Raw genomic sequence first — 24,297 nt, 5'->3', positions numbered from 1 at the left:
CTTTCGTATTTTTCAGAAGATTTTATTTTTATAATAAAAATAGATCGATAATGAAAAAGGGAGTGGAATGGATGGAAACAAACACAGCGAAATCAAGAGTGATAAAAAATTATAAAGGTACGGAATTACATGCGAAAGGCTGGATTCAGGAGGCAGCACTTAGGATGTTGATGAACAACCTGGATCAAGAAGTGGCAGAAAGACCAGAGGATCTAGTTGTTTATGGCGGGATTGGTAAGGCCGCTCGGAATTGGGAGTCCTATGATGCCATTGTGAAAACATTGTTAGAATTGGAAAATGACGAAACCTTATTGATTCAATCTGGTAAGCCGGTGGCTGTATGGAAGTCGCATAAGGATGCCCCGCGTGTACTTCTTGCTAACTCCAACTTAGTTCCTGCTTGGGCAAATTGGGAGCATTTCCACGAGCTAGATAAAAAAGGTCTAATGATGTACGGTCAAATGACAGCGGGGAGCTGGATCTATATCGGCAGCCAGGGAATTGTCCAAGGGACGTATGAAACGTTTGCCGAGCTTGCGCGTCAAGCCTTTGGCGGTACATTAAAACACACAATCACATTAACTGCTGGACTTGGCGGCATGGGTGGTGCTCAGCCGTTGGCAGTAACAATGAATGATGGAGTGTGTTTAGCGATTGATGTCGATGAGACTAGAATTGACCGCCGAATTGAAACTGCTTATCTTGATGTGAAAACTAAGGATTTAGATGAAGCTTTGAAATTAGCACACGAGGCAAAAGTGGCTGGAAAGGCACTATCGATTGGATTATTAGGAAATGCCGCAGAAATTTTGCCATTGATGATTGAAATAGGCTTTAATCCAGATGTATTAACCGATCAAACTTCTGCACACGACCCATTAAATGGTTATGTTCCAGTTGGTTTCACATTAGAAGGAGCGGCTGGATTACGAAAAGAAGATCCAACTAAGTATGTAGAACTTTCCAAGCAAAGCATGGCACTGCATGTGAAGGCCATGCTGACGATGCAGCAAAAAGGTGCGGTTACCTTTGATTATGGTAACAACATTCGTCAAGTTGCGAAGGATGAGGGAGTGGAAAATGCATTTGATTTCCCTGGTTTCGTACCAGCATATATCCGTCCATTATTCTGCGAAGGAAAAGGTCCTTTCCGCTGGGCAGCACTTTCAGGTGATCCGGAGGATATTCGCAAAATTGATGAAGCATTGCTTCGTGAGTTCAAAGATGATGAACATTTATGCAAATGGGTAAAAATGGCCCAAGAAAAAATTAGCTTCCAAGGTCTTCCTGCTCGGATTTGCTGGCTTGGATATGGTGATCGTGCCCGTTTTGGTAAAGTTATCAATGATATGGTTGCTTCGGGAGAAGTATCGGCACCCATCGTTATTGGCCGTGACCACTTAGATGCAGGTTCTGTTGCTTCACCAAATCGTGAAACAGAAGCGATGAGAGACGGAAGCGATGCAGTTTCTGACTGGCCGATTTTAAATGCGATGATCAATGCAGTGGGCGGCGCGAGCTGGGTTTCATTACACCATGGCGGCGGTGTTGGCATGGGATATTCTCAGCATTCCGGAATGGTTATTGTAGCTGATGGCACGAAGGATGCGGAAGTACGATTAGAACGTGTATTAACAACGGACCCTGGCATGGGTGTGGTCCGCCATGCCGATGCGGGTTATGAAATTGCGATTAAGACGGCAAAAGAAAAGGGCATTAAAATGCCTATGCTACAACAAGACTAAGACAGAGGGGATGGAAGATTAATGAGTACACCAATTTTTATTAGAAATGCCTCTCAACTCGTTACATTACAGGGGAGTTCCGAGGCTCCCCGTGTAAAGGGGGCCATGTCTGAGCTTGGCATTATTGAGAATGGCAGTGTTTGGTTGGAAGACGGAGTGATTCAGGCAGTTGGTCCGGATGAGGAACTTGCCCGAAAATATGCAGATCGTTTAGGGGAAGTTGAAGTGGTGGATGCGAGTGGTAAACTCGTAACTCCTGGACTTGTGGACCCACATACACATATTGTTTTTGCAGGCAGCAGGGAAAATGAGTTTAACATGCGACTGCAAGGTGCTACTTATATGGAAATTATGAATAGCGGCGGCGGGATTTATGCGACCACTAGAAGGACACAGTCTGCGACACATGAAGAACTTTTTCAGGAAAGCTATGAGCGCTTGAATCAATTCCTGCGTCACGGCGTCACAACGGTTGAAGCAAAAAGCGGCTACGGGATGGAATGGGAAACCGAATTAAAGCAGCTCGAAGTAGCAAAACAGCTCAATGAGAAGCATGTGATTGATGTGGTTTCAACCTTCATGGGCGCTCATGCTGTTCCGAATGAGTACAAACCAAATCCGGATGAGTTCGTTCACTTGTTGATTGAGGAAATGATTCCAAAAGTGGCAGAGCTCGGATTGGCTGAGTTCAATGATGTCTTCTGTGAACACGGTGTGTTTACTCCAGAGCAATCCAGGAAAATTCTTGAGGCCGGTCGTCGCTATGGCTTGATTCCGAAGATTCATGCGGATGAAATTGAGCCCTATGAAGGAGCAGAATTAGCGGCTGAGGTTGGGGCCATTTCGGCTGACCACTTATTAAAGGCATCGGAAAAAGGTATGAAAGCGATGGCTGAAAAAGGGGTAGTCGGTGTGTTGCTCCCGGGGACAGCGTACTTTTTAATGGCAGAATCGGCAAATGGCCGTAAAATGGTCGATTTGGGTGTACCGGTGGCACTGTCCACAGATTGCAATCCTGGGTCATCACCTACGGTATCCCTGCCATTCATTATGAACTTAGGTTGTTTAAAAATGGGGATGACACCGGCAGAAGTCATTACGGCAACGACCATTAATGCGGCCCATGCCATTAATCGCGGCAAAGAAATTGGCAGTTTGGAAGTGGGTAAAAAAGCAGATATTACGATTTTTAACGTCGGGAATTATATGAAACTGCAATACTCTTATGGCGTGAATCATACCGATACGGTGGTGAAAGGTGGTCAGGTAGTTGTCAGGGGAGGTCAGTTAATTGAAGAGCTTTCTCTATCCTAAGTTAAATCCCCCTTGTTTTACATGGGTAAGACCAGATGAAGGAGCCGGGATGGCGAAGGTGCATGAATGGATCCAACCTCTAACGTCTGAGTCTGATCCTGAAAAAAGCAAGGAGGCAGACTTTGTTGTGGTTGGAGTTCCGCTGTCTCGATCATCCATTAGCGCCTCGGGTGCCTCCGAATTTCCTGAGGCGTTCCGACGCGCGTGGAAGAGTTTCACTACCTATAACCTTGATGAGGATATTGATTTGTCTGAAATGATAGCACTGGATGCCGGCGATGTCCCTATGCATGTTACCGATATCCGTCGCTGCCATGACAATATCATTGAAGCGTCTGCTGCCCTTCATGAGCATTTTAAGAAATCCAAAGTTTGTGCAATTGGCGGCGATCATTCGATAACTGCGATGATGGTCAAAGGTATGCAGCAAGCAAAACCCGAGGAGAAAATTGGGATTCTCCAGTTCGATACCCACTTCGATTTAAGAGACATGTCCGATAACGGCCCGTCTAACGGAACACCGATGCGGAATCTTATTGAAAGCGGTGTGGTCGAAGGCAGGAATATGTATAACATCGGTCTGCATGGATTCTTTAACACAAAAGATTTAAAGCAATATGCTGATGCACAAGGGGTCAATTATTTCACGCTCCGGGAAACTAGGAAGAAAGGGATAGAAGAGACGGTTACCGCATGTTTAAACGAGTTGGCTGAAAAGGTGGATACGATTTATTTAACAGTCGATATGGATGTTCTTGATATTGCCTATGCTCCAGGAGTACCGGCTTCAACGCCGGGGGGGATGACAACGGCGGAACTCTTAGAAGGGGTTTTAACCGCAGCTAAGCATCCAAAAGTCAAAGCCATGGACATCGTCTGCCTTGATCCCCAAAAAGACACCCATGTCCAACCAACCGTCAAACTCGGAACACACGTATTTCTCACCTTCTTAACAGGGGTAATGATGAGATAAAAAACCTTGGTGTCAGGCACCACTAATAAACATTTAGATCATTGTGTCCGTCATTGGCGGACACTTTTTTATTTTGGAAATAAAAAAAGGAGTTGTAGTTCGATTTTTATTGACTGAATAATCAGAATCTTCGCATGTAAGGGTTTTCGTGGGAAATAAAATGTAGGGGACTTAAACACTATTATTCCTTGGGAAAGCGCAAGATTAGACAATTATCGATACATTTTTTAATAAAGCTTCGCATCTATTTCCCAACTTGCCTTTTATGATTATTGGAAAACTTATTAAATGAAAAGGACATCCTTTTGGGATATAATCTAATAATTAGTAATTAATAGGAGTCGCTGCTATGAAAATTATCGTACTCTCGGATACTCATATGCCAAAAAGGGCTAAATCCTTGCCGCCACGACTACTGGAAGAACTAAAGGATGCAGATTTGATTATCCATGCAGGGGATTGGCAAACAATCGATGTTTATAACCATCTTATAACCTTTGCAAAGGTAGTAGGGGTTTTTGGTAATGTTGACAATGAAGACATCAAGGACATGTTTCCAGAGAAACGAATCGTAGAGGCAGGCGGATATAAACTTGGTATTACCCATGGTCATGGCACCGGAAAAACAACTGAAAAAAGAGCCCTTCAGAAATTTGCAGACGAAAAAGTAGATTGCATCATTTTCGGTCATTCACATATTCCGATTAAAAAGTATGAACAAGGTATCTTTATTTTCAACCCTGGTTCGCCAACAGACAAAAGAAGGCAGGAAAATTATTCATTTGGTATCATTAATATCGGGGAATCATTAGAGGCGGAACATATCTTTTTTACAAAAGAGTCAACCAAAAAATTAAACAAAAGGGGAACAAGAAAATTGAACAAGCAGGTAATCGTCTATACTACAAAAGACTGCATAGAGTGCACGATGGTCAAAAAAGTCCTAAGTGAGGAAGGAATTCCTTTTGAGACTAGAGATTTATCAGTCAATCCAGAATATCAAAAGGAAGTAGAGAAATACGGTTTTCTTGGTGTTCCAGTAACAGTCGTTGAAAATCTGGCTGTCAAAGGATTTACCAATGAACTAAAAGAGTTAATGGAATTGGCAAAAAAATAAGAAAGACATTGAGTATTCGGTACTGCACCAGAAATCAGATTAAATAAAAAAATGGCTTGGAGGAAATCCCCCAAGCCATTTTTTAATACCGATTATGCACTTATTGATTTATCTTCTTTTGCCGTTTGAATTTCACCTGAAGGATGGAACTCATTCTCCATCTTAGAAACAACCACTGTTGCCACACCATTTCCGATTAAGTTAGTAATCGCACGAGCTTCAGACATGAACCGATCGACACCTAGTAATAAGGCAATCCCTTCAACGGGAATGACAGGGAAAGCAGACAGTGTCGCAGCTAGAGTAATAAAACCTGATCCGGTTACACCCGCTGCACCTTTTGATGTCAGCATTAAGATTCCTAACAAGGTGATTTGATGCCATATTGTAATATCAACATTGTATGCCTGAGCAATAAAGAGCGCCGCCATCGAAAGATAAATCGCAGTCCCATCCAAGTTAAACGAGTATCCGGTTGGAACAACGAGGCCTACTACCGATTTGGAACAGCCGTATTTCTCTAGTCTTTCCATCATTCTCGGGAGGGCAGATTCAGAAGAGGATGTACCTAACACCAAGAGAATTTCTTCTTTAATATAAGCGATAAATTTCAAAATATTAAATCCATAAAGCTTTGCGATTGCCCCGAGGATAAATACGATGAAAATAAACATCGTTGCATAAACGCTTCCCATTAATTTACCTAGTGAGACTAAAGAGCCTAGCCCAAAATTACCGATTGTATAGGCCATTGCACCAGAGGCGGCGATGGGTGAAAATTTCATTACCATATTAACAATCTTAAAAAATATTTCTGTAAATTGCTCAAACAGAGCAACGACTGGCTTCCCTTTTTGTCCTAATGAAGCAAGGGCAATTCCGAACAGGACCGCAAAGAATAAAATCGGGAGCAGATCACCTTTTGCCATCGCCCCAACAAAATTATCAGGAATAACTCCTAAAATAAACTCCATAAATCCATGACTGGACTCCTTTGCCTGCTCAGTAAATTGTGAAATGTCTCCGCCTTTTACGGAGTCTGTGTTAAATCCAGATCCAGGTTTAATGATATTGACGAGTAATAACCCGATTGCAAGCGCAAAAGTAGTAACAATCTCAAAGTAAAGGAGCGCTTTTCCCCCAATCCGTCCAACCTTTTTTAAATCCCCCATGTTACCAATACCGATGACAATTGTTAAAAATACAATCGGAGCTATTACCATCTTAATTAATTTGATAAAGATATCCGCCAAAACTTTTAATTCTGTACCGAATTTTGGAAACAGAAATCCGATCACAATTCCAAGTACAATCCCCAATAATACTTGGACGGTCAAATTCTTAAAATTAATTCTCATTTTCCCGTACACCCCTTTGTTTAATTAGAACTGTTAACGCTTTCAGTCTATCTATTGACAGAATAAATGAAAATTCAGATAATCGTAAGGTTTTGGTCATATTGGTCTTATTGTTCCTTTTGTTATAGAAATAACATAAAAAAACAACGAAAAATATCATCGATTAATTTACTATTTTGATAAAATAGGCCATGATAAGCATATAAATGAGAGTTCTTTAAGGGGGAGCAGGGGATGTTTCCATTAAAAGTTATATTGATAGAAGATGACCCGATGGTTCGGGAGGTTCACCGCCAATTTATTGATCGGGTGGAGGGATTTTCGATAATCGGCGTTGCTGCAAACGGGATTGAAGGTCTGAGATTAATCAAAGAGCTCCGGCCCAACCTTGCCATTATCGACATTTATATGCCATATATGGGTGGATTGGAGATGCTAAGAGAACTTCGTTCAGAGCTCTATTCCGTTGATGTAATTGCCATAACAGCGGCCAGCGATATGGAAACCATCCATGGAGTTCTTCAACAAGGTGCGTTCGATTATATCATGAAACCATTTACCTTTGAGCGTATAAAAAAATCACTAGATAACTATAAAACTTATCGTATGAAATTAGCGGAAAAGAAGGCCCTTTCACAAGAGGAACTTGATCACATCTTATTCATTGATCAAAAAGAAGAATGTGAAAGAGACAACCTGCCAAAGGGATTAAATATGAACACTTTAACAAAAATTACCGACTTTCTTTCGCAAGAGAAGGAACCCGTCTCTGCTGAGGAGGTGGCTGAAGGCATTGGTATGGCTCGGGTAACAGCACGAAGATATCTTGATTATTTAGAAAAAGAAGGAAAAGTAAAGATACATATCCATTACGGGGGTGTGGGAAGACCAGTCAACCGATATGGAGTGTAAATATAAAATACGATGTTTGTGAAATGGGAGGGAGCATGTTGGACTGGAACATCAGGATTGAAAAACCAAAACTCCGTTTACAGACGACGATTACCCTGCTAGTTTGCATTGTAGTTGTGATGGCATTGTTTGTTACCGAGATATTAATCACTAACAGAATTTCACAAGAAACAAAGAAAGGGCAAGCTGAGAAAGCCACGGATATTGCGCGGATTGTTGCCCAATCGTCCCTTGTGATAAACGGGTTACAGAATAAAAAAGCTGAGAAGGATATCCAAACATATGCGAATGATATCAAGCGTTCCACCCATGTTGAATTCATCGTCGTCATGGACATGAATGGAATAAGAAAATCACATCCTAATCGGAATCTATTAGGCCAGCATTTTGTCGGGGGAGATGAAGGTCCGGTATTAAAAGGGAAAGAGCATATTTCGACTGCCGAAGGAACATTAGGATTATCATTACGCTCGTTCGTCCCTGTATTTGATAAGAAAAATAAACAAATAGGGGCCGTTGCCGTTGGGATCTCGTTAGAAAAAGTAAATCTGGCCATCGAACAGAGTAGAAGAATTATTTTGATTGGAGTCGGTGTGGGTGTTTTAGTTGGCATCCTAGGAGCTCTGTTTTTGGCAAGAAAAATTAAATCGATTCTGTTTGGCATGGAGCCTAGTGAAATAGCCAAACTGTTGGAAGAACGAAGTGCGATGCTGGAATCAACCAAGGAAGGGACGCTGGCGGTTAATCAAGATGGGATAACCACTCTCCTTAATAATGAAGGGGTTAGGCTCCTCCATATGGCCGGTATTGAAGGTCCTTTTTTAGGGAAAAGAGTGGACGAATACATGCCAAATACCAAACTTTCTACCGTCCTAGGGACTGGGGAAGCACAATTAGATCAAGAGCAGGAAATCAATCATATTACCATCCTAACCAACCGTGTCCCTGTAATCGTGAAGGGAAAGATTGTTGGAGCAATTGCCACCTTTCGGAAAAAAACTGAAATCAAGGAGTTAGCTGAACAATTGACCGGAGTCAAGTTATATGCAGAGGCACTTAGAACCCAATCACATGAATTCATGAACAAACTGCATGTAATCTCAGGTTTGGTTCATATGAAGGACTATCAAATGGTTTCGACGTACATTACCAAAATTGTGAATCACCAGCAGTCTGAGGTAGAATTTGTCGTCAGTCGTTTTAAAGATCCTGTATTAGCAGGGTTTATTTTAGGAAAACTTAGCTTTGCAAGGGAAAAAGGCTGTGAAATGATCATTGATGGAGAAGGATTGTTACCAGAACCGCACAGGCAGGAAACAACACATGAAGTGGTCACGATTCTTGGAAATTTAATTGATAATGCACTGGATGCGGTCGCGGACCAGCCCCTTAAAAAAGTAACGGTCAGGTTTGATTATTATGAAAATATCCTTGTGTTGGAGGTCCATGATACAGGACAAGGTATCGATGAGGAAATTATAAATAGCTTATGTGTGAAAGGATTTTCAACTAAGGGAGAAAATCGAGGAATTGGTTTATTTTTAGTACAGCGAAGCTTGGAAAAATTAGCAGGACAGTTAGAAATTCATTCTCAAAAAGGGAAAGGGACTGCTTTTATTGTTACGTTCCCATACAACAGTAAACAGTAACGATATTATGTTAACCTGATTATAAAAATTTGAAAAAATAATTATATTATGTAAACTACTATACGTTGTAACTATTTTCTTTACATTCTAGTTTCATAGCGTTATTATGTACTTAATTTAATAAACTAATCGATCTACTAGGGGTGCCCTGTTATCAGGCTGAGAGAAAACGCTATGTTTTTAACCCTTTGGACCTGATCTGGGTAATACCAGCGTAGGAAAGTAGCCAAGTGAATGTTTTTTCTCTGACTTACTAACCAGGTCCATTTATGGATCTGGTTTTTTTATTTTTTGGTTGTGTTTAACTTGTCTGTTGATTTCCGTTCCAGGCACTTCAATCAACAAAGTGCCAAAACACATGCTATATATTAAAAAGAAATGGAGAGATTACAATGGAAAAAATTAGTTTATATGAAACGTTGGAAAAAGTAAGAGAGGTAAACCCGCTTGTACATAATATCACCAATGTCGTGGTAACGAATTTTACCGCGAATGGGCTGCTCGCTTTAGGCGCTTCGCCTGTGATGGCGTATGCTGCTGAAGAAGTGGCGGAAATGGCTAAGATTGCTAGTGCACTGGTTTTGAATATTGGTACCTTAAACCCACAAACGGTGGATTCAATGATTATTGCTGGAAAAGCAGCCAATGAATCCAATGTACCGGTCATCTTTGATCCGGTTGGTGCTGGGGCTACCACGTACCGAACCGAAACGGCGCAACGAATCATGAGGGAAGTCAATGTTTCAGCGATTCGGGGAAACGCGGCTGAAATTGCAAATGTCCTTGGTGAAAAGTGGGAAATTAAAGGTGTTGATGCGGGGGCGTCAGCGAATGAGGATATCGTGAGCCTTGCGATTAAAGCAGCAGAGACTTGGAATTGTGTGGTCATCATCACAGGAAAAGTGGATGTCGTCTCAGATGGCGAGACTAGCTATCTTGTTAACAACGGCCACCCAATCATGACAAAAGTGACCGGTATGGGGTGCTTGTTAACCTCAGTGATTGGGGCGTTTGCAGGAGTGGAGAAGGACCTGCTTAAGGCTTCCGTGGGAGCTTTGACATCCTATGAGGTTGCCGCTGAAAAGGCAGCAGCGAAAACAGCTGAAAAGGGATCAGGAAGTTTCCAAATCGAATTCTTAAACCAATTATCACTTGTTTCAAATGAGGATATCAATCAATATAGTTCTTTCAAAAAAGTTAATTAAGTGGGGTAATTTAAATGAAAAAAGCATTAACAATTGCAGGTTCAGATAGTGGCGGCGGGGCAGGAATTCAAGCCGACATAAAGACATTTCAGGAATTAGATGTATTTGGAATGTCGGCGTTAACAGCAGTAACAGCCCAAAATACATTAGGAGTTCACGGAGTTTATCCAATGTCGAGAGAGGCTGTGGTCAAACAGATTGAGGCGATTGGATCGGATATTGGTGCCGATGCTGTGAAAACAGGAATGTTGTTCAATGCTGAAATCATCGAGGCGGTTGCCGCTCAAATCAAGATTTTTGGTTGGGAGAATGTAGTGGTTGATCCAGTTATGATTGCCAAAGGTGGCGCATCACTGCTGCAAATGGAAGCTATTTCTGCCATGAAAAAATGCTTGTTGCCAGTTTCCAAAGTAATTACACCGAATATCCCGGAGGCAGAAGTCCTAACGGGGATGACTATTCTGACCTTAGAGGATAAACAGGAGGCCGCTAGAAGACTCCATGATTTAGGTGTGAAACACGTTGTGATTAAAGGCGGTCACGATGAAAACCAATCCGAGTCGACTGATTTATTGTTTGATGGGAAGGAATATTACACCTTTACAAGTCCGCGAATTGAGACAAAGAACACACATGGTACTGGTTGTACTTTTTCGGCGGTAATTACCGCCGAACTTGCTAAGGGTGCGACTGTTTATGAAGCCGTTTTGACAGCGAAAGATTTTATTCAAGCTGCGATTGAAGATCAATTGGAGATTGGTCAAGGGCATGGGCCTACGAACCATTGGGCGTATGGAAAAAGAAACCTTGTAAAGGAGCTACCCGTGTCATGATTGATTTGAGAGAGGCGTTACGTGTTTATTTTATTATGGGCAGCAACAACTGTTTGAAAGAACCCGCTGAAGTATTAAAGGAGGCAATTTCAGGAGGGATTACGCTTTTTCAATTTCGTGAAAAAGGGGAAAGTGCACGAACTGGTTCTGAAAAATATGCACTGGCAAAAGAACTCCAAACTCTTTGCAGAAACCACCAAATTCCTTTCATTGTGAATGATGATATTGACTTGGCTGTGGAGATTGATGCAGATGGTGTTCATATCGGGCAAGAAGATGAATCGGTAAAAATGGTACGAGAGAAAATCGGTGCGAACAAAATTCTTGGGGTATCCGTCCATACGACAGAAGAAGCCATGGCAGCGATCCAAGAAGGAGCAGATTATTTTGGAATTGGCCCTGTGTTTCCGACAAGGACAAAAGCGGATGCCAAGCCATCGCGAGGGACGACACTGATTGAAAAGCTAAGAAATGAGGGTTGTGAAATGCCGATTGTTGGCATCGGGGGGATTACGATTCAAAATGCTCGGTCCGTGATTGATGCGGGAGCAGATGGAGTTTCTGTAATTACGGCTATAAGTCAGGCAGAATCCCCTTTGGAAGCTGCGAAAGCATTAAGAAATAGTGTGATGTTTAAAGGGGTGGTCTAATCCGTGAATAAGACTCGCAAATTGACGTTGACGGCCATGATGATTGCGATTGGAACACTTACAAGTAACCTATTCTATATTCCAATCGGTTTTACAAAGGTCTTTCCAATTCAACATTTTATGAATGTCATATCAGCGGTGTTGTTAGGACCTTATTATGCTGTCGCTCAGGCCTTTGGTGTTTCATTGCTTAGAAATTTGTTGGGAACAGGATCGCTTTTTGCCTTTCCGGGGAGTATGGTGGGAGCCTTGCTCGCCTCACTATTATTCTGGAAAACTAGAAAACTATATCTAGCTCTTATTGGTGAAGTAATAGGGACAGGAATCCTTGGTGCCATGCTTTCTTACCCTATAGCTACTCTTTTCCTTGGTCAAAAGGCAACATTATTTGGATTTATTCCCTTATTTATTTTCAGCTCGTTTGCAGGGGCGCTGCTAGGGTTCCTTATTCTAACTGTTTTTTTAAGAAAGAAAGTATTGATTGTTAATGAAAATGACACAACCATCAGGAATTAACGATAAGGGCGTGAACAAATGAAAGAGGATCTGCTTGGTAAAATCTCACAAGAAGTAGAAGCGAGAGAAGCGGAATTAATTGAATTGTTGTCGACACTCATTGCTTTCCCAACGGAAAGTCCTCCTGCACGGAATACGAATGAGGTGCAGGATTTTATAAAAGGTTATTTAGAAGATCTGGGATTTCACACTGATAAGTGGGATGTCTATCCGGGAGATCCTAATGTAGTAGGTGTTTTACCAGGGGAATCTACTGATCAATTTAAAAGTTTAATTGTAAATGGTCACGTGGACGTCGCTGAAGTGGGGGATTCTACAGCGTGGAAGGAGTCTCCATTTTCAGCATACTGCAAAGATGGCCATATATATGGTCGTGGTGTCGCTGATATGAAGGGCGGACTTGCAGCATCACTGATTGCGATTAAACTTTTAAAAGAACTGGGAATTTCACTTCAAGGAAATCTTCAATTTCAATCCGTTATTGGCGAAGAGGTTGGGGAGGCAGGTACCCTGGCATGCGTGGAAAGAGGTTATACCGCTGACTATGCGGTTGTGGTAGATACCAGTGATTTACATATTCAAGGGCAGGGCGGCGTAATTACGGGATGGATTACCATTCAAAGCAACGAGACCTACCATGATGGAATCAGAAGGAAGATGATCCATGCTGGTGGCGGCGTTCAAGGGGCAAGCGCGATTGAGAAAATGATGAAGATTATTGCAGGACTTCAAGAGTTAGAACGTCACTGGGCAATTACCAAAAGCTATGAAGGCTTTCCTCCTGGTACCAATACGATTAATCCCGCGGTGATTGAAGGTGGACGCCATGCAGCATTTGTGGCTGATCGCTGTGCGCTTTGGGTTACTGTTCATTTTTACCCAGATGAAGATTATGAAGAGGTCATCAAAGAAATCGAAGAGCATATTGGAGCAGTTGCAGCTGCAGACCCCTGGCTTCGTGACAATCCGCCTCAATTTGTGTGGGGTGGAAAATCGATGATTGTCGACCGAGGCGAAATTTTCCCTTCATTAGAAATAGATACTGAACATCCAGGAACGAAGCTATTAGCGAACTCCTTTGAAAAATTATTATCGGCCAAGCCAGAGGTTGGGATGTCCACCACGGTTACAGATGCAGGCTGGCTGGGACGTGCCGGTATTCCAACCGCCATTTTTGGACCAGGTAAATTAGAAGAGGCACATGGCGTGAATGAGAAAGTTGAAGTTAGCCAATTATTAGATTTTACAAAAGTGTTAGCCGTTTTCATCGCTGAGTGGTGCAACACGAGAAAGGAGCAGTAGGGGAATGAGATTTACCCAAAGACTTTTTGAAAAAGTAAGTGATATTTGGGGCAAAACCCATCAACATCCATTTGTTGTCGGGATGGGCACAGGGGAGTTGCCGGTTGAATCATTTATTCGCTATATGAAACAGGATTATGTGTATTTAATCGATTATTCGAAGCTATTTGCTTTGGGGGCTGTTAAAGCAACAGACGTGGAGACGATGGCGGCTTTTGCGAAACTATTGGATGAGACCTTGCATGGAGAGATGGATTTGCACCGTCAGTATGCAGAGAGGTTTGGGATTACCGCTCAACAGCTGGAGGAAACCACTCCAACGCCAATCAACTTAGCCTATACCAGATATATGCTCAATGTTGCTCAAACTGGTTCACTAGCAGAACTAGTATCTGCTCTCTTGCCGTGTATGTGGAGCTATTGGGAGATTAGCAAAGTGCTAGCAAATAACTATCCTGATGCTATCGATCATCTACTCTATGGGGAATGGGTAAAAATGTACTCTTCTGATGAGTTTGGTTCATTAGCAACCTGGCTTATTGATTTATTAGATCGATTAGCAGAGGGAAAACCGGAGCGAGAGTTAGTCATCTTAGAAGAACATTTCCTGACAACATCCAGGTTTGAATATATGTTCTGGGACATGGTCTACCAGGGAGGCGAGTGGCCTGTCTAACTCGAAAATGTTATCCATTCAAGGCCTCGCCTATTCTTTTGAAAAAGAAAAGCCCATTTTTCACGGACTTACACTTGATGTGAAGCGAGGAGAATTTGTTTCCGTTATTGGTGCCAGCGGATCAGGTAAAAGCACTCTTTTTAAATTGGTAACTGGTTTACTTGAACCAAATCAGGGGGACATCCTGATTGATGGAAAGCAGACCGGAAAGAGATTAGGAAGTGTTGGTTATATGCCGCAGAAGGATCTGCTGTTACCATGGAGAACCGTTTTAGAGAACGTGTTACTGCCTTTAGAAGTGACTAAGGAACATAAGCAAACGAGAATTCCTGAAATACGAGAGTGGTTATCTCGGTTTGGCTTGGCTGAATTTGAAAAAGCTTATCCCAATGAACTCTCCGGAGGAATGAAGCAGCGTGTTGCTTTTTTAAGAACCTTGATGACAGGGAAGGAGCTTCTATTATTAGATGAACCCTTTGGTGCTCTTGATTCGATGACAAAACGAAACATGCACAAATGGCTATTAGGGCTGTGGGGTGAATTGCAAAAGACGGTCTTGTTCATTACCCATGACCTTGAGGAAGCGATTTTATTAAGCGACAGAGTTTATGTGCTGCAAGACAAGGGAATCAAAGAACTTAAAGTCAATCTGCCGAGGCCAAGAAGTTCACAGCTAATCTATCAATCAGAGTTTTTAACAATGAGAAAAGAACTGGAGATGCTGATTTACGATGAAAGCTAGCCTGAAGAAATGGACAGAAGATTACGGTTTGTTTTTATTGGTGGTCCTCCTACTTATCAGCGGATGGGAATGGGCAGTAAGGCAGGCCATGATTCCGTCATTTATTTTGCCTGCTCCTTCAGCCATTTGGGGGGCTTTGTTAGAAAACAAGCAGTTGTTGTTTGAAGTGCATCTGCCTGCTACCCTCAAAGAAGTTTTGATTGGTTTTGGGCTCTCCGTGATTGGTGGATTGACACTTGGAGTTGGAATGCATTTTTCCCGTTCAATCGAAAAAGTTCTTTATCCGTTCCTTGTGATCTCACAGACGGTGCCGCTTATTGCCATATCACCAATTTTTATTATGTGGTTTGGTTATTCGATTTGGAGCAAAATTGCCGTGACCATTTTAACTGCTTTTTTTCCAATTGTCGTGAGTACGTATGATGGCTTGAAAACAGGTGGAAATGAATATCGTGAATTATTGTTAACGATGGGTGCGAACCGCTGGACCATTTTTAAAAAAATTCAACTGCCAATGGCGTTGCCCGCGATTTTTTCAGGCTTGAAGTTGTCTGTGGTTTATTGCGTCGTCGGAGCGACGATTGGTGAATGGCTGGGTGCAAGTGAAGGGTTAGGATATTTTAGTCGGAGAATGTCTGGTAACTTACAGGCAGATTCCGTATTTGCATCGATATTCCTTTTATCTATGCTGGGAATCGTGTTATTTCTATTAATTGGTTTATTGGAAAAAAAGGTATTGAAAAATAAATATCGATTCAACTAGAGAGGAAGAACGTAAAGATGAAAAAGAGTTTTTTGATTCTGGTAAGTTTATTGTTACTACTATTTAGTGCTTGCGGGAAAGAAACAGCAGAAAAAAATGGTAGCTCGAATGAAAAGCTTCAGAAAGTAAGCTTAATGCTGGATTGGTATCCAAATGCGGTGCATTCATTTCTATTTGTAGCTGAGGATAAGGGATATTTTAAAGAACAGGGCTTAGATGTGGATATCCAAATGCCGGCAGATACAAATGATCCGCTTAAACTTGTGGCAGCTAATCAAATCGACATGGCAATGAGCTATCAACCACAGGTGCTCGTGGCACGCAGTGAGGACATCCCTGTTCAATCATTTGGAGCGATTGTTCGTCATCCGCTAAATCAATTAATGGTCCAAGCAGATGGTCCGATTCAATCCCCTAAGGATTTAGCAGGAAAAACGATTGGTTATCCATCGATTCCGTTGGATGAAGCGATTGTAGGAACAATGGTTAAAGCCGATGGTGGAGATGTTAAGAAGGCAAAAATGGTGGATGTTGGCTGGGATCTTATTCCTGCGATGGCGACGAAAAAAACGGATGCCCTGATCGGCGGCTATATTAACCATGAGAAATTATTGTTAGAAAAAGAAGGCCATCCAATGCGTACACTGAATCCTGCTGATTACGGTGTTCCAGATTATTATGAATTAGTTTTAGTGGCTAGCGAGAAGGGATTAAAAGATAAACCAGAAGTATTTAAAAAGTTCATGGCAGCAATCACCAAGGGGCAAAAATACGTTCAGGATCATCCTGAAGATGGTCTAACGACATTAATGAACCATGAAGATAAAACCTCACCACTAGAGAAGGATGTCGAAACAAAAAGCTTAGAAATCCTCCTCCCGTTAATGGACGCCAAAGAAAAACCATTTGGCTACCAAGACCCGCAAACATGGGAAAAAACAGCCCAGTGGCTAAAAGACAACAAAGTCATCAAAGAAACCGTCAAAGCAGAGGATGCTTTTGTGAACTATTGATTTGGCATTTTATTAAGCAAAAGACTGACCGCTGCTTTATGGCAGCGGTCTTATTATGATTGATATATGTTAGACAAAACGGGTCTAGTAATAAGGTTCATGAGATAGGCAGGGATCCGAGCGTTGGGCTTTCTTTTTTTATTTAGGAAGGAAATGATGGTATCAGCCTTTTTAATCCCGACTCCATGGCCATAGTATTGGTCTTCAGCCATGAAAATCACATTTTCGGCACGCCAATGGGATTCATTGGGATTGACGTCTGGATTATTAAAATGCACGATATCACCGGGGATGAAATCATCCCCATATTTTTGGGTAAGCCTTAAATCGTTATCAAATTGCCAATCCAATAAGAGAAGGCCGTCAAAAAGGAGGTTAAACCTTCTGCTTCCAATGGTATAAAGGGCAGCAAGATATAAGACAATCGCAATTCCTGTTGAACAATCAAACGCATAAAGCTTTCCATTCTTTAAGACATCAAGAAGGGCTTCCGTGGGGCTTACATTTGGCTTTATGAGGAAACCGCCATTATTTAATCGATTCCAATACTTTTTATTGCAAAAGGCATATTCAAAGGTCGTAAACTGTACCTGACTATTATTAAGGTCTCGTGCAGCCTTTAGCGTATTTGTTCGAAACAGCAGCACAAATTCCAATTGACTTATTGTCTGGTATTGAAAAATTTCTTTGGATTTGTCCATTCTAGTAATGATGTCTTTCTGTTCTTTCGTTGTAAGGATGTTACTGAGATCGTCCACGTGAATCGTTTCCTGATTAATTTTAATCATTTCTATTCACCTCATTCCTTCTACACCAACTCCTTTTTAAAAGTATGAAACTACCACCCTAATGTTTACAACAATTGAAACAATTGATTTAGTTTGGATGCAATTTTTTAAAAATTATTATATGTACGCATCTGTCTCTAATGTTTTTACTTATATTAAAATAATTTTTAGACTGATTTTTCTAGGAAAATTGAACGTTTAATTCAAATTTTTGGCACTACAAGGACAAAAGGTTAGGGCAAATTACCTACAAAATTTTACAATAGAAATAATAATTTCCTTGAATGCATTTGCATTGTGTACAACCTTCTGTTATAGTAAAGGAGAATTATTTTTGTTGGTCGGTAAGGAATAAAAGGCGTAACTGCTTTTTGTCTGGAAGATTTGAACAAGGGTAGTAATTTTATTGTGTGCACAGCACACAGCAGGAGGATACAACAAATGGAACAAGGTAAAGTTAAATGGTTTAATGCAGAAAAAGGTTTTGGATTCATCGAGCGCGAAGCTGGAGACGACGTATTCGTACACTTCTCTGCTATCCAAGGCGAAGGTTTCAAATCTTTAGACGAAGGTCAATCAGTTACGTTTGAAGTAGAACAAGGCCAACGTGGACCACAAGCTACTAACGTACGTAAAGCATAATCTAAACCACATAAATGTACTGAAAAGGCTCTCTTTAAGAGCCTTTTTTTAATTTCTTACGGCTGTGTTAAAGGTTAATGCTGATTATTGACTCCTGTTGATTGGGAGTGGAAGGCACGAAGACTCCTGCGGGAGTACGGGGCAGGGGAGACCCCGCAGGAGCAAAGCGACGAGGAGGCTCCCCGGCACGCCCGCGGAAAGCGAAGTGCCTGGAACGGAAATCAACAGACTAGTTTAACACAGCCTTTCTATAAAAGAATTGGGAAAAGGAGTGGAAAAGCCCTTTTCCCTTTTTTATTGTCATACTTTAAAATATAATGAAACTACCTACATAACGGAAGGAAGTGGCAGGATGATCATCCAGCGGCCTCAATTGGAGCAATCTGAATTAACAAAGTATATTCCACCAAAAGGTGACTATGAATCGTTTCGTGACAACGACCATTATAAAGAGAAATTGAAGGAATGGGGATTATCCTCTGCGCGCGAAGCGAAAAAAGAGTTCTGGTACAAGGATCGAAATTATCAGCGCCTGGTGACTATTAAGGGTTACGAAACTTATGGAAATGCAATGGACATTAACACCCTAGTGATTGAGTTCCAAGACGGAAATCTTACATGTATCCACCCAGCTTATTTAAAAGAAATGCAGCAATCAAGCTTTGGAAAAGAAAGCTTATTAACTTTTGATGAAAAAGAAACGCCTGACAAAGGTGGTTCACCAGCTGAGGCGAATATTCATGGTGAGGTCATGACAGAAGATACCTCTACAGTGGCAGAAAAACCTGTTAAACGGGAAGCGGCACCAAAAGCAGCAAAAGCGAAGGAACCAAAACCGAAGAAAGCAAAGGCTCCTAAACTTAATCTCCCGGTTGATAAGGTGCATTTTACGGCTAGCGTCAAACAGTTCGCACTCGTTTACAATCCATTTAATGAAGAAAATGATGAGGTGGTCGTCCTTGAAAATGTACAGGTCGTCTCAGAAGAAAATCCTCTTGAAGTCGGATTAGCCTGGTGCAGCCATAGTAAGACACTCAAAAAGTTTGAACTGGCTATCGGTGATGAACTTGAATTTGATGGGAAGGTGGCTGCCAAGAAACTTGGAAAAGGGAAAGATGTGGAAGAAGAATTTTTAGTGGATGTTCCTGTTTTGTATAAAGTCAATAATCCGTCGAAAATCGTAAAGAAATAGGACGCTCTTCCTAGAGGTTCTATTTTTTTTCCTTCTTTTTGAAGTTGGGACGAAATCCAAATGAAAATGATGAAAAGGATTGAAAAAGTTAAATGGTAACGATTACATCGGATTTCACAAATTGCTCACATTCCTATATACTATGTTCTGTTGACAACGGACCCGACTTTCATGAGAGTTGAAAGTCATCTAAACAAGTGTGTGAAAATAGTTGTGTTAATACTGAAGAAATAAATATAGATAAACAAAGGGAGAGGTGCAAAGTTTGAATTTAAGTAAAATTAAATATTCATGGTTTGGAAATATCAAAGGCGATCTATTAGCAGGTATTGTTGTCGCACTTGCGCTGGTTCCGGAAGCGATTTCATTTTCGATCATTGCTGGTGTTGACCCTATGGTTGGGCTATATGCATCGATTTGTATCGCGATAACTATCGCATTTGTCGGCGGAAGGCCAGGGATGATTTCAGCTGCAACAGGAGCCACCGCCTTATTAATGGTGAATCTAGTGAAAGATCACGGGTTGCAATATTTATTGGCAGCAACGATTCTAACTGGTGTCATCCAAATCATCATGGGGACTTTAAAGCTGGGGCGATTAATGAAATTTGTCCCGCGGTCCGTCATGACTGGCTTTGTTAATGCCCTGGCGATTCTGATTTTTGCAGCACAATTACCTCATTTCGTCGGGGAATCATGGCAAATGTATGCCATGGTTGCAGGTTCGCTTGCAATTATTTATATTTTACCCCGCTTTACGAAAGCCGTCCCTTCGCCATTGGTTGCGATTATTGTAATTACAGCGATTGCTGTTTTTTCAGGCAGTGATGTTCGTACCGTCGGGGATATGGGGAAATTAACATCGCAATTACCTGTATTTTTAATTCCTGATATTCCCTTTAACTTTGAAACACTACAGATTATTTTTCCTTATTCATTATCAATCGCCATTGTTGGACTTGTGGAATCACTACTGACGGCAACAATTGTCGACGATTTGACAGATACCGAGAGTAACAAGAATAAAGAAGCCGTTGGACAAGGGATTGCCAATATTGTTTCCGCATTTTTTGGCGGTATGGCCGGCTGTGCAATGATCGGACAGTCTGGCATAAATGTTAGATCAGGCGGGAGGGGGAGATTATCCACTTTTGTCGCTGGTGCGTTTTTGTTAATCTTGATTGTTTCATTAAGAGAATTCCTCATCCAAATTCCGATGGCTGCACTAGTGGGTGTTATGATCATGGTGTCGATTGGAACCTTTGATTGGTCCTGCTTAAAGTCATTCAAAAAGGTCCCCATTACGGATACCATTGTTATGATTGTGACGGTTATCATCGTTATAGAAACTCATGACTTGTCTAAAGGGGTTTTAGCAGGAATTATTTTAAGCGCCATATTCTTTGCTTCCAAGATCTCTAAAGTAAGAGTGAAAGGTCTTTCACCAAAGGGCTCGACTAAAAAAATATATCAGGTGTCAGGTCAACTTTTCTTTGCTTCTGTAACTGACTTTGTTAACAGTTTTGATTATAAAGAAAACGTTAGTGAAATTGACCTTGACCTTTCCTACGCCCATCTTTGGGATGACTCTGCTGTGGGTGCAATTGATAAAGTTGTCTTAAAGTACCATCAACATGGAGTAATTGTAAATTTAGTAGGCTTAAATGCTGAAAGCAATAAATTAATTGATAGACTCGCCGTGCACAACAAGCCGGGTGGACTTGGAAAAGTAGTTGGTCATTAACTTCATTTAATTATTTCTAGGTGTAAGTGTAAAAAGGGAATTGCTGCGGCATTCCCTTTTTTTTCGATAAAGGATATTTTCTTTTAATCGCGCATTGCTCCTGCCTCACGGGATGTCATGGCACCTTGTCCTTGGCTTACATCTTTTTGAATTTCTTGTTTCACTTTTTGTACATCCGTTCCTGCAAATTCGGGTTGCATAATGGAACCTAAATTCTCTTTTGTTTGTTGATCCTGTTGCATACAAAACCTCCTCAGTTTTTGGTGTAACCTTCTTATTTTTTACATCCACCCTCATTTTATTTAAAAAAATAGGAACATTCTTAATGTGTTTTTATAACACGGCCTCTTTAATGGCCCTCCAAATTAAATGAGGAATATTCATCCAATATAGAGTATAATGAAGGTTCGGATTTTTATTTTTCAAGGAGAATCTATATATGAAGCAAACCTTTACCTTAAAGGAAAAAACAAAGCAAATATGTATCTTGTTAATTCCAATCTTAATTACACAGCTTGGCATGTTTTCGATGGTGTTTTTTAATACAATTATGTCGGGGAAGTACAACTCTACGGCGTTAGCTGGAGTCGCGATTGGCTCCTCCATTTGGAGTCCCATTTTTACTGGGATAAGCGGGATTCTTCTAGCTGTTTCACCCATTGCCGCCCAACGCTTTGGGGAAAAAAAGAGCCATGAAGTTGCATCCGTTGTGAAGCATGGAATTTATCTTTCAATATTGATTGCGCTAGTAGTTATCCTCTTTGGATTTTTTTTGTTAGACCCTATTTTAGACAAAATGAATTTGAATGCTGGTGTTCGAGATACTGCTTTTCATTATCTAATCGGACTTAGCTATGGAATTCTGCCATTATTTATTTTTAATGTACTACGATCATTTATCTATGCCCTTGGCAAAACACGAGTCATCATGATCATCATGCTTTTGTCGCTGCCATTGAATTTCTTTTTAAACTATGTGCTCATTTTTGGAAACTTAGGCTTCCCAGACCTTGGTGGGGCGGGGGCAGGTTATGCAACCTCAATAACGTACTGGGGGATTATGGTAATGACTGTGTTTATCGTCAGAACCAAAGAACCTTTCTCATCGTACCCGATATTTGCCGATTTCAAAGAATTTTCGTGGGATAAATGTAAGGAGATACTAAAGATCGGCGTGCCAATGGGTCTTTCAACGTTCTTTGAAACAAGCATGTTCGCAGTGGTTACGATTCTATTAAGTAAGTTTAATGTCACCACGATTGCTGCCTATCAATCAGCCTTAAATATCGTTTCCTTTTTGTATATGATACCAATTAGTATTTCGACAGCACAAACGGTTCTTGTTGGATATGAGGTAGGGGCTCGTCGCTATAAAGATGCGAAACAATACAGCTGGCTGGGGATTTATTTAGCGATCTTGATTGCGGTTGTCACCGGTTTATTTGTCGTGGTTTTCCGATATCAAGTAGCAGGTTTTTATTCGAATGAAACCGAAGTAATTAATTTAACGGCCAATTTCTTAATCTTTGCGTTGTTTTTTCAAATTTGTGATGCGATTCAGGCTACGGCACAAGCAGCCTTAAGAGGCTATAAAGATGTCAACCTAGCCTTTATTATGACATTAATCGCTTATTGGTTAATCTGTCTTCCGGCAGGATACCTGCTTGCCCATTACACGGGGCTGGGAGCAAGAGGCTACTGGCTCGGGCTAACATTCGGCCTCCTCGCCGCAGGAATAGCCCTTTCCATTAGACTTATCTACATCCAAAAACGGAAATTTGTCAACAAAGCAGTTAGTAGTAAGGTGTGACCAATTGAAACGAAAAAAAATGTAATGGTGTTCTTGCCATTACATTTTTTTATTTTTTGCCCTACGATTTTTGATTAATCTTCTAATGAAAAAAATACCTCCGGCTAGTGCAAATAAATTTAATGAATCACCGAGGTTAATAGTTAAATGGAATGTATTGTTTACTCGAACATCATTTTTATTATTATTTGAACCTGGTTTTTGATTAATCTTTCTAATTTCCCTCACAAAATAGCACCCCCACATTAAATATAGTATAGTCAAATTCACAAAAAATTCCAACATAAATAGGGGAGCTACTTGATATTCTACTAATCTACAAAATAATGACGCCATTCTTAAGGAGAATGACGTCTGTTAAAATATCAATATAGTTTTTTTAGATTAAATAGTTTAGAGAAGAAAGTTTGATTTTTATCAGTAATCTTTAATTCTTCCATAATTAGTTTTTCTTGATTGGTATTAATCCATTTTTGTAATTCTTGCTTGTCTTTACAAAGCGTATAATATGTTTCTCCACCTTTTCCAAGTGCGTTGACAACATATCTACAAGTGTTCGCCATAATGTCCACCTTTAATTAAAATTAGTTTCATATATGGATTATAACAGGCTTCAAAAAATAGTCCATCATTATTTTTCCCCATTTTTTTCAAATAAAAAAGACACTATAAATAGAAATTAGTGTCTCTTAAGTAATAGAAGGTAGTTAAACGTTTTCAGTAGGCTTTTGTTTAAATGTTATCCGCCAGGCTTTTTTATGCATAGTGATCGACAACCAGAACAACATCACAGCGATCACAGGGTGAGCAGCTGCTGCCCAAGGTAAAATAGATATAATATTCGCCGTGAAATACATCACGAAAATCAGTCCAAAGAGTGCATGACTTTGCCACATAGCCCAGCGCGGCAATTTGCCTACAAACGACATCACTAGCATTAAAATTGGAATAACCTCAAATAAGTGCACGAATCCTTCATGGAATGCCCAATTGCTAGGATTCACAAAAACAGCTAAGCCTGCCAAGAACACCTGTGCAACAATACAACAGACAAACAGGCTGCATAATAAAGCAAAACTAATCCTTCCTACACGAAATCTTTGTGGTGTATCATTTTTCTCCATTTATTATTTCCCCTATCCAACCAATAATTCTAGTTTAACAAGTTTTTCATAGGGGCAATATGAACCGGAGGTGTATATTATTCTAAGTCTGTGGTCTTATCTAAAGGCACGATTGATCCTCCGGAAGGATGAAGATGTTCCAGTTCGTACTAGGTAAAGAAAGCTGACAGTATTTTTCTGAGCCCCTATTTACCGAATCAACGTAAAAAGACGACTAACTGTTAATGGA

General features: G+C 40.9%; 26 protein-coding genes and 1 riboswitch. Of the genes, 20 read left to right on the top strand and 6 right to left on the bottom strand.

What is annotated here, in order from left to right:
- Positions 1-71 precede the first annotated feature (71 nt).
- The 4 genes from hutU to M3610_RS28360 all read left to right on the top strand — a co-directional run bounded on the left by hutU (position 72) and on the right by M3610_RS28360 (position 5,149).
- Complete coding sequence (gene hutU / locus M3610_RS19530; protein ID WP_251461558.1) at positions 72-1,745, top strand: urocanate hydratase; 1,674 nt, start codon at positions 72-74, stop codon at positions 1,743-1,745.
- Between the two features lie 21 nt (positions 1,746-1,766).
- Complete coding sequence (hutI, locus tag M3610_RS19525) at positions 1,767-3,059, top strand: imidazolonepropionase (protein ID WP_251461556.1); 1,293 nt, start codon at positions 1,767-1,769, stop codon at positions 3,057-3,059.
- On the top strand, positions 3,037-4,032 hold the full coding sequence (locus M3610_RS19520; protein WP_251461554.1) for an agmatinase family protein: 996 nt from the start codon (positions 3,037-3,039) through the stop codon (positions 4,030-4,032). The genes hutI and M3610_RS19520 overlap by 23 nt, the downstream gene beginning before the upstream one ends.
- Before the next feature lie 349 nt (positions 4,033-4,381).
- Complete coding sequence (locus M3610_RS28360; RefSeq protein WP_311315840.1) at positions 4,382-5,149, top strand: YfcE family phosphodiesterase; 768 nt, start codon at positions 4,382-4,384, stop codon at positions 5,147-5,149.
- A 92-nt stretch (positions 5,150-5,241) separates the two neighbouring features.
- Here M3610_RS28360 and M3610_RS19505 read toward each other — a convergent pair whose 3' ends face one another.
- On the bottom strand, positions 5,242-6,507 hold the full coding sequence (locus tag M3610_RS19505) for a dicarboxylate/amino acid:cation symporter (protein ID WP_251461552.1): 1,266 nt from the start codon (positions 6,505-6,507) through the stop codon (positions 5,242-5,244).
- Between the two features lie 234 nt (positions 6,508-6,741).
- Here M3610_RS19505 and M3610_RS19500 point away from each other — a divergent pair, with 234 nt between their 5' ends.
- The 11 genes from M3610_RS19500 to M3610_RS19450 all read left to right on the top strand — a co-directional run bounded on the left by M3610_RS19500 (position 6,742) and on the right by M3610_RS19450 (position 16,768).
- Positions 6,742-7,419, top strand: a complete 678-nt coding sequence (locus M3610_RS19500) for a response regulator (RefSeq protein ID WP_251461550.1) — start codon at positions 6,742-6,744, stop codon at positions 7,417-7,419.
- A gap of 35 nt (positions 7,420-7,454) precedes the next feature.
- On the top strand, positions 7,455-9,068 hold the full coding sequence (gene dcuS, locus M3610_RS19495) for a DcuS/MalK family sensor histidine kinase (protein WP_251461548.1): 1,614 nt from the start codon (positions 7,455-7,457) through the stop codon (positions 9,066-9,068).
- 129 nt (positions 9,069-9,197) lie between these two features.
- Positions 9,198-9,306, top strand: a riboswitch (TPP riboswitch).
- A 154-nt stretch (positions 9,307-9,460) separates the two neighbouring features.
- The gene (gene thiM, locus M3610_RS19490) at positions 9,461-10,273 is read left to right on the top strand and encodes a hydroxyethylthiazole kinase (RefSeq protein WP_251461546.1); all 813 of its coding nucleotides are present in this window, start codon (positions 9,461-9,463) and stop codon (positions 10,271-10,273) included.
- A gap of 14 nt (positions 10,274-10,287) precedes the next feature.
- Positions 10,288-11,106: a bifunctional hydroxymethylpyrimidine kinase/phosphomethylpyrimidine kinase gene (gene thiD, locus M3610_RS19485; RefSeq protein WP_251461544.1), complete on the top strand. Its 819-nt coding sequence runs from the start codon at positions 10,288-10,290 to the stop codon at positions 11,104-11,106.
- Positions 11,103-11,756: a thiamine phosphate synthase gene (thiE, locus tag M3610_RS19480; RefSeq protein ID WP_251461542.1), complete on the top strand. Its 654-nt coding sequence runs from the start codon at positions 11,103-11,105 to the stop codon at positions 11,754-11,756. Before thiD ends, thiE begins: the two co-directional genes overlap by 4 nt.
- 3 nt (positions 11,757-11,759) lie before the next feature.
- Entirely contained in the window at positions 11,760-12,272 is a 513-nt protein-coding gene (thiW, locus tag M3610_RS19475; protein ID WP_098575389.1) for an energy coupling factor transporter S component ThiW, read from the top strand.
- Between the two features lie 18 nt (positions 12,273-12,290).
- Entirely contained in the window at positions 12,291-13,574 is a 1,284-nt protein-coding gene (locus M3610_RS19470; protein WP_251461540.1) for an acetylornithine deacetylase, read from the top strand.
- A 4-nt stretch (positions 13,575-13,578) separates the two neighbouring features.
- On the top strand, positions 13,579-14,250 hold the full coding sequence (gene tenA / locus M3610_RS19465) for a thiaminase II (RefSeq protein ID WP_251461538.1): 672 nt from the start codon (positions 13,579-13,581) through the stop codon (positions 14,248-14,250).
- 7 nt (positions 14,251-14,257) lie between these two features.
- Positions 14,258-14,992: an ABC transporter ATP-binding protein gene (locus M3610_RS19460; RefSeq protein WP_251461536.1), complete on the top strand. Its 735-nt coding sequence runs from the start codon at positions 14,258-14,260 to the stop codon at positions 14,990-14,992.
- The gene (locus tag M3610_RS19455) at positions 14,982-15,755 is read left to right on the top strand and encodes an ABC transporter permease (protein WP_251461534.1); all 774 of its coding nucleotides are present in this window, start codon (positions 14,982-14,984) and stop codon (positions 15,753-15,755) included. The genes M3610_RS19460 and M3610_RS19455 overlap by 11 nt, the downstream gene beginning before the upstream one ends.
- A 17-nt stretch (positions 15,756-15,772) precedes the next feature.
- Positions 15,773-16,768, top strand: coding sequence for an ABC transporter substrate-binding protein (locus tag M3610_RS19450; RefSeq protein WP_251461532.1), 996 nt, complete (start codon positions 15,773-15,775; stop codon positions 16,766-16,768).
- 53 nt (positions 16,769-16,821) lie between these two features.
- Here the strand turns inward: M3610_RS19450 and M3610_RS19445 are convergent, their stop codons facing one another.
- Positions 16,822-17,556 (bottom strand): protein-glutamine gamma-glutamyltransferase, encoded by a 735-nt coding sequence (locus M3610_RS19445; protein ID WP_251461530.1) that lies wholly within the window; start codon positions 17,554-17,556, stop codon positions 16,822-16,824.
- A 441-nt stretch (positions 17,557-17,997) separates the two neighbouring features.
- On the opposite strand from M3610_RS19445, the gene M3610_RS19440 reads away from it, so the two are divergent.
- From M3610_RS19440 to M3610_RS19430, 4 genes are all read left to right on the top strand, one after another.
- Positions 17,998-18,198: a cold-shock protein gene (locus M3610_RS19440; protein WP_026567057.1), complete on the top strand. Its 201-nt coding sequence runs from the start codon at positions 17,998-18,000 to the stop codon at positions 18,196-18,198.
- Between the two features lie 107 nt (positions 18,199-18,305).
- On the top strand, positions 18,306-18,431 hold the full coding sequence (locus M3610_RS28055) for a hypothetical protein (RefSeq protein ID WP_285851376.1): 126 nt from the start codon (positions 18,306-18,308) through the stop codon (positions 18,429-18,431).
- Between the two features lie 119 nt (positions 18,432-18,550).
- Positions 18,551-19,390, top strand: a complete 840-nt coding sequence (locus M3610_RS19435) for a hypothetical protein (RefSeq protein ID WP_251461529.1) — start codon at positions 18,551-18,553, stop codon at positions 19,388-19,390.
- A 265-nt stretch (positions 19,391-19,655) separates the two neighbouring features.
- Entirely contained in the window at positions 19,656-21,134 is a 1,479-nt protein-coding gene (locus M3610_RS19430) for a SulP family inorganic anion transporter (protein WP_251461527.1), read from the top strand.
- Between the two features lie 83 nt (positions 21,135-21,217).
- Here M3610_RS19430 and M3610_RS19425 read toward each other — a convergent pair whose 3' ends face one another.
- Entirely contained in the window at positions 21,218-21,376 is a 159-nt protein-coding gene (locus M3610_RS19425; protein ID WP_180230183.1) for a hypothetical protein, read from the bottom strand.
- Positions 21,377-21,573: 197 nt separating this feature from the next.
- On the opposite strand from M3610_RS19425, the gene M3610_RS19420 reads away from it, so the two are divergent.
- A complete protein-coding gene (locus M3610_RS19420; protein WP_098575397.1) occupies positions 21,574-22,944 on the top strand; it encodes an MATE family efflux transporter in 1,371 nt (456 codons plus the stop codon).
- Between the two features lie 39 nt (positions 22,945-22,983).
- On the opposite strand, the gene M3610_RS19415 is transcribed toward M3610_RS19420, so the two are convergent.
- The 3 genes from M3610_RS19415 to M3610_RS19405 all read right to left on the bottom strand — a co-directional run bounded on the left by M3610_RS19415 (position 22,984) and on the right by M3610_RS19405 (position 24,068).
- Positions 22,984-23,172 (bottom strand): hypothetical protein, encoded by a 189-nt coding sequence (locus M3610_RS19415; protein ID WP_251461525.1) that lies wholly within the window; start codon positions 23,170-23,172, stop codon positions 22,984-22,986.
- Between the two features lie 137 nt (positions 23,173-23,309).
- Positions 23,310-23,507 (bottom strand): hypothetical protein, encoded by a 198-nt coding sequence (locus M3610_RS19410; RefSeq protein WP_098575398.1) that lies wholly within the window; start codon positions 23,505-23,507, stop codon positions 23,310-23,312.
- Between the two features lie 144 nt (positions 23,508-23,651).
- Positions 23,652-24,068, bottom strand: coding sequence for a DUF6220 domain-containing protein (locus M3610_RS19405; RefSeq protein WP_251461523.1), 417 nt, complete (start codon positions 24,066-24,068; stop codon positions 23,652-23,654).
- Positions 24,069-24,297 lie beyond the last annotated feature (229 nt).

Source organism: Neobacillus sp. MER 74, assembly GCF_023714155.1.
The sequence above is the reverse complement of the archived record's forward strand: the minus strand, read 5'-3'. Positions and strand labels throughout refer to the sequence as shown.

Excerpts from the sequence above, each read along its gene's own strand:
- thiM (WP_251461546.1), top strand. The coding sequence starts at position 9,461 with ATGGAAAAAATTAGTTTATATGAAACGTTGGAAAAAGTAAGAGAGGTA.
- thiD (WP_251461544.1), top strand. The coding sequence starts at position 10,288 with ATGAAAAAAGCATTAACAATTGCAGGTTCAGATAGTGGCGGCGGGGCA.
- M3610_RS19405 (WP_251461523.1), bottom strand. The coding sequence starts at position 24,068 with ATGGAGAAAAATGATACACCACAAAGATTTCGTGTAGGAAGGATTAGT.
- M3610_RS19455 (WP_251461534.1), top strand. The coding sequence starts at position 14,982 with ATGAAAGCTAGCCTGAAGAAATGGACAGAAGATTACGGTTTGTTTTTA.
- M3610_RS19420 (WP_098575397.1), top strand. The coding sequence starts at position 21,574 with ATGAAGCAAACCTTTACCTTAAAGGAAAAAACAAAGCAAATATGTATC.
- M3610_RS19440 (WP_026567057.1), top strand. The coding sequence starts at position 17,998 with ATGGAACAAGGTAAAGTTAAATGGTTTAATGCAGAAAAAGGTTTTGGA.
- M3610_RS19410 (WP_098575398.1), bottom strand. The coding sequence starts at position 23,507 with ATGGCGAACACTTGTAGATATGTTGTCAACGCACTTGGAAAAGGTGGA.
- M3610_RS19500 (WP_251461550.1), top strand. The coding sequence starts at position 6,742 with ATGTTTCCATTAAAAGTTATATTGATAGAAGATGACCCGATGGTTCGG.
- M3610_RS19435 (WP_251461529.1), top strand. The coding sequence starts at position 18,551 with ATGATCATCCAGCGGCCTCAATTGGAGCAATCTGAATTAACAAAGTAT.
- M3610_RS19450 (WP_251461532.1), top strand. The coding sequence starts at position 15,773 with ATGAAAAAGAGTTTTTTGATTCTGGTAAGTTTATTGTTACTACTATTT.
- M3610_RS19505 (WP_251461552.1), bottom strand. The coding sequence starts at position 6,507 with ATGAGAATTAATTTTAAGAATTTGACCGTCCAAGTATTATTGGGGATT.
- M3610_RS28360 (WP_311315840.1), top strand. The coding sequence starts at position 4,382 with ATGAAAATTATCGTACTCTCGGATACTCATATGCCAAAAAGGGCTAAA.
- thiE (WP_251461542.1), top strand. The coding sequence starts at position 11,103 with ATGATTGATTTGAGAGAGGCGTTACGTGTTTATTTTATTATGGGCAGC.
- hutI (WP_251461556.1), top strand. The coding sequence starts at position 1,767 with ATGAGTACACCAATTTTTATTAGAAATGCCTCTCAACTCGTTACATTA.
- M3610_RS19445 (WP_251461530.1), bottom strand. The coding sequence starts at position 17,556 with ATGATTAAAATTAATCAGGAAACGATTCACGTGGACGATCTCAGTAAC.
- M3610_RS19470 (WP_251461540.1), top strand. The coding sequence starts at position 12,291 with ATGAAAGAGGATCTGCTTGGTAAAATCTCACAAGAAGTAGAAGCGAGA.
- M3610_RS19425 (WP_180230183.1), bottom strand. The coding sequence starts at position 21,376 with ATGCAACAGGATCAACAAACAAAAGAGAATTTAGGTTCCATTATGCAA.
- tenA (WP_251461538.1), top strand. The coding sequence starts at position 13,579 with ATGAGATTTACCCAAAGACTTTTTGAAAAAGTAAGTGATATTTGGGGC.
- hutU (WP_251461558.1), top strand. The coding sequence starts at position 72 with ATGGAAACAAACACAGCGAAATCAAGAGTGATAAAAAATTATAAAGGT.
- M3610_RS19460 (WP_251461536.1), top strand. The coding sequence starts at position 14,258 with ATGTTATCCATTCAAGGCCTCGCCTATTCTTTTGAAAAAGAAAAGCCC.
- dcuS (WP_251461548.1), top strand. The coding sequence starts at position 7,455 with ATGTTGGACTGGAACATCAGGATTGAAAAACCAAAACTCCGTTTACAG.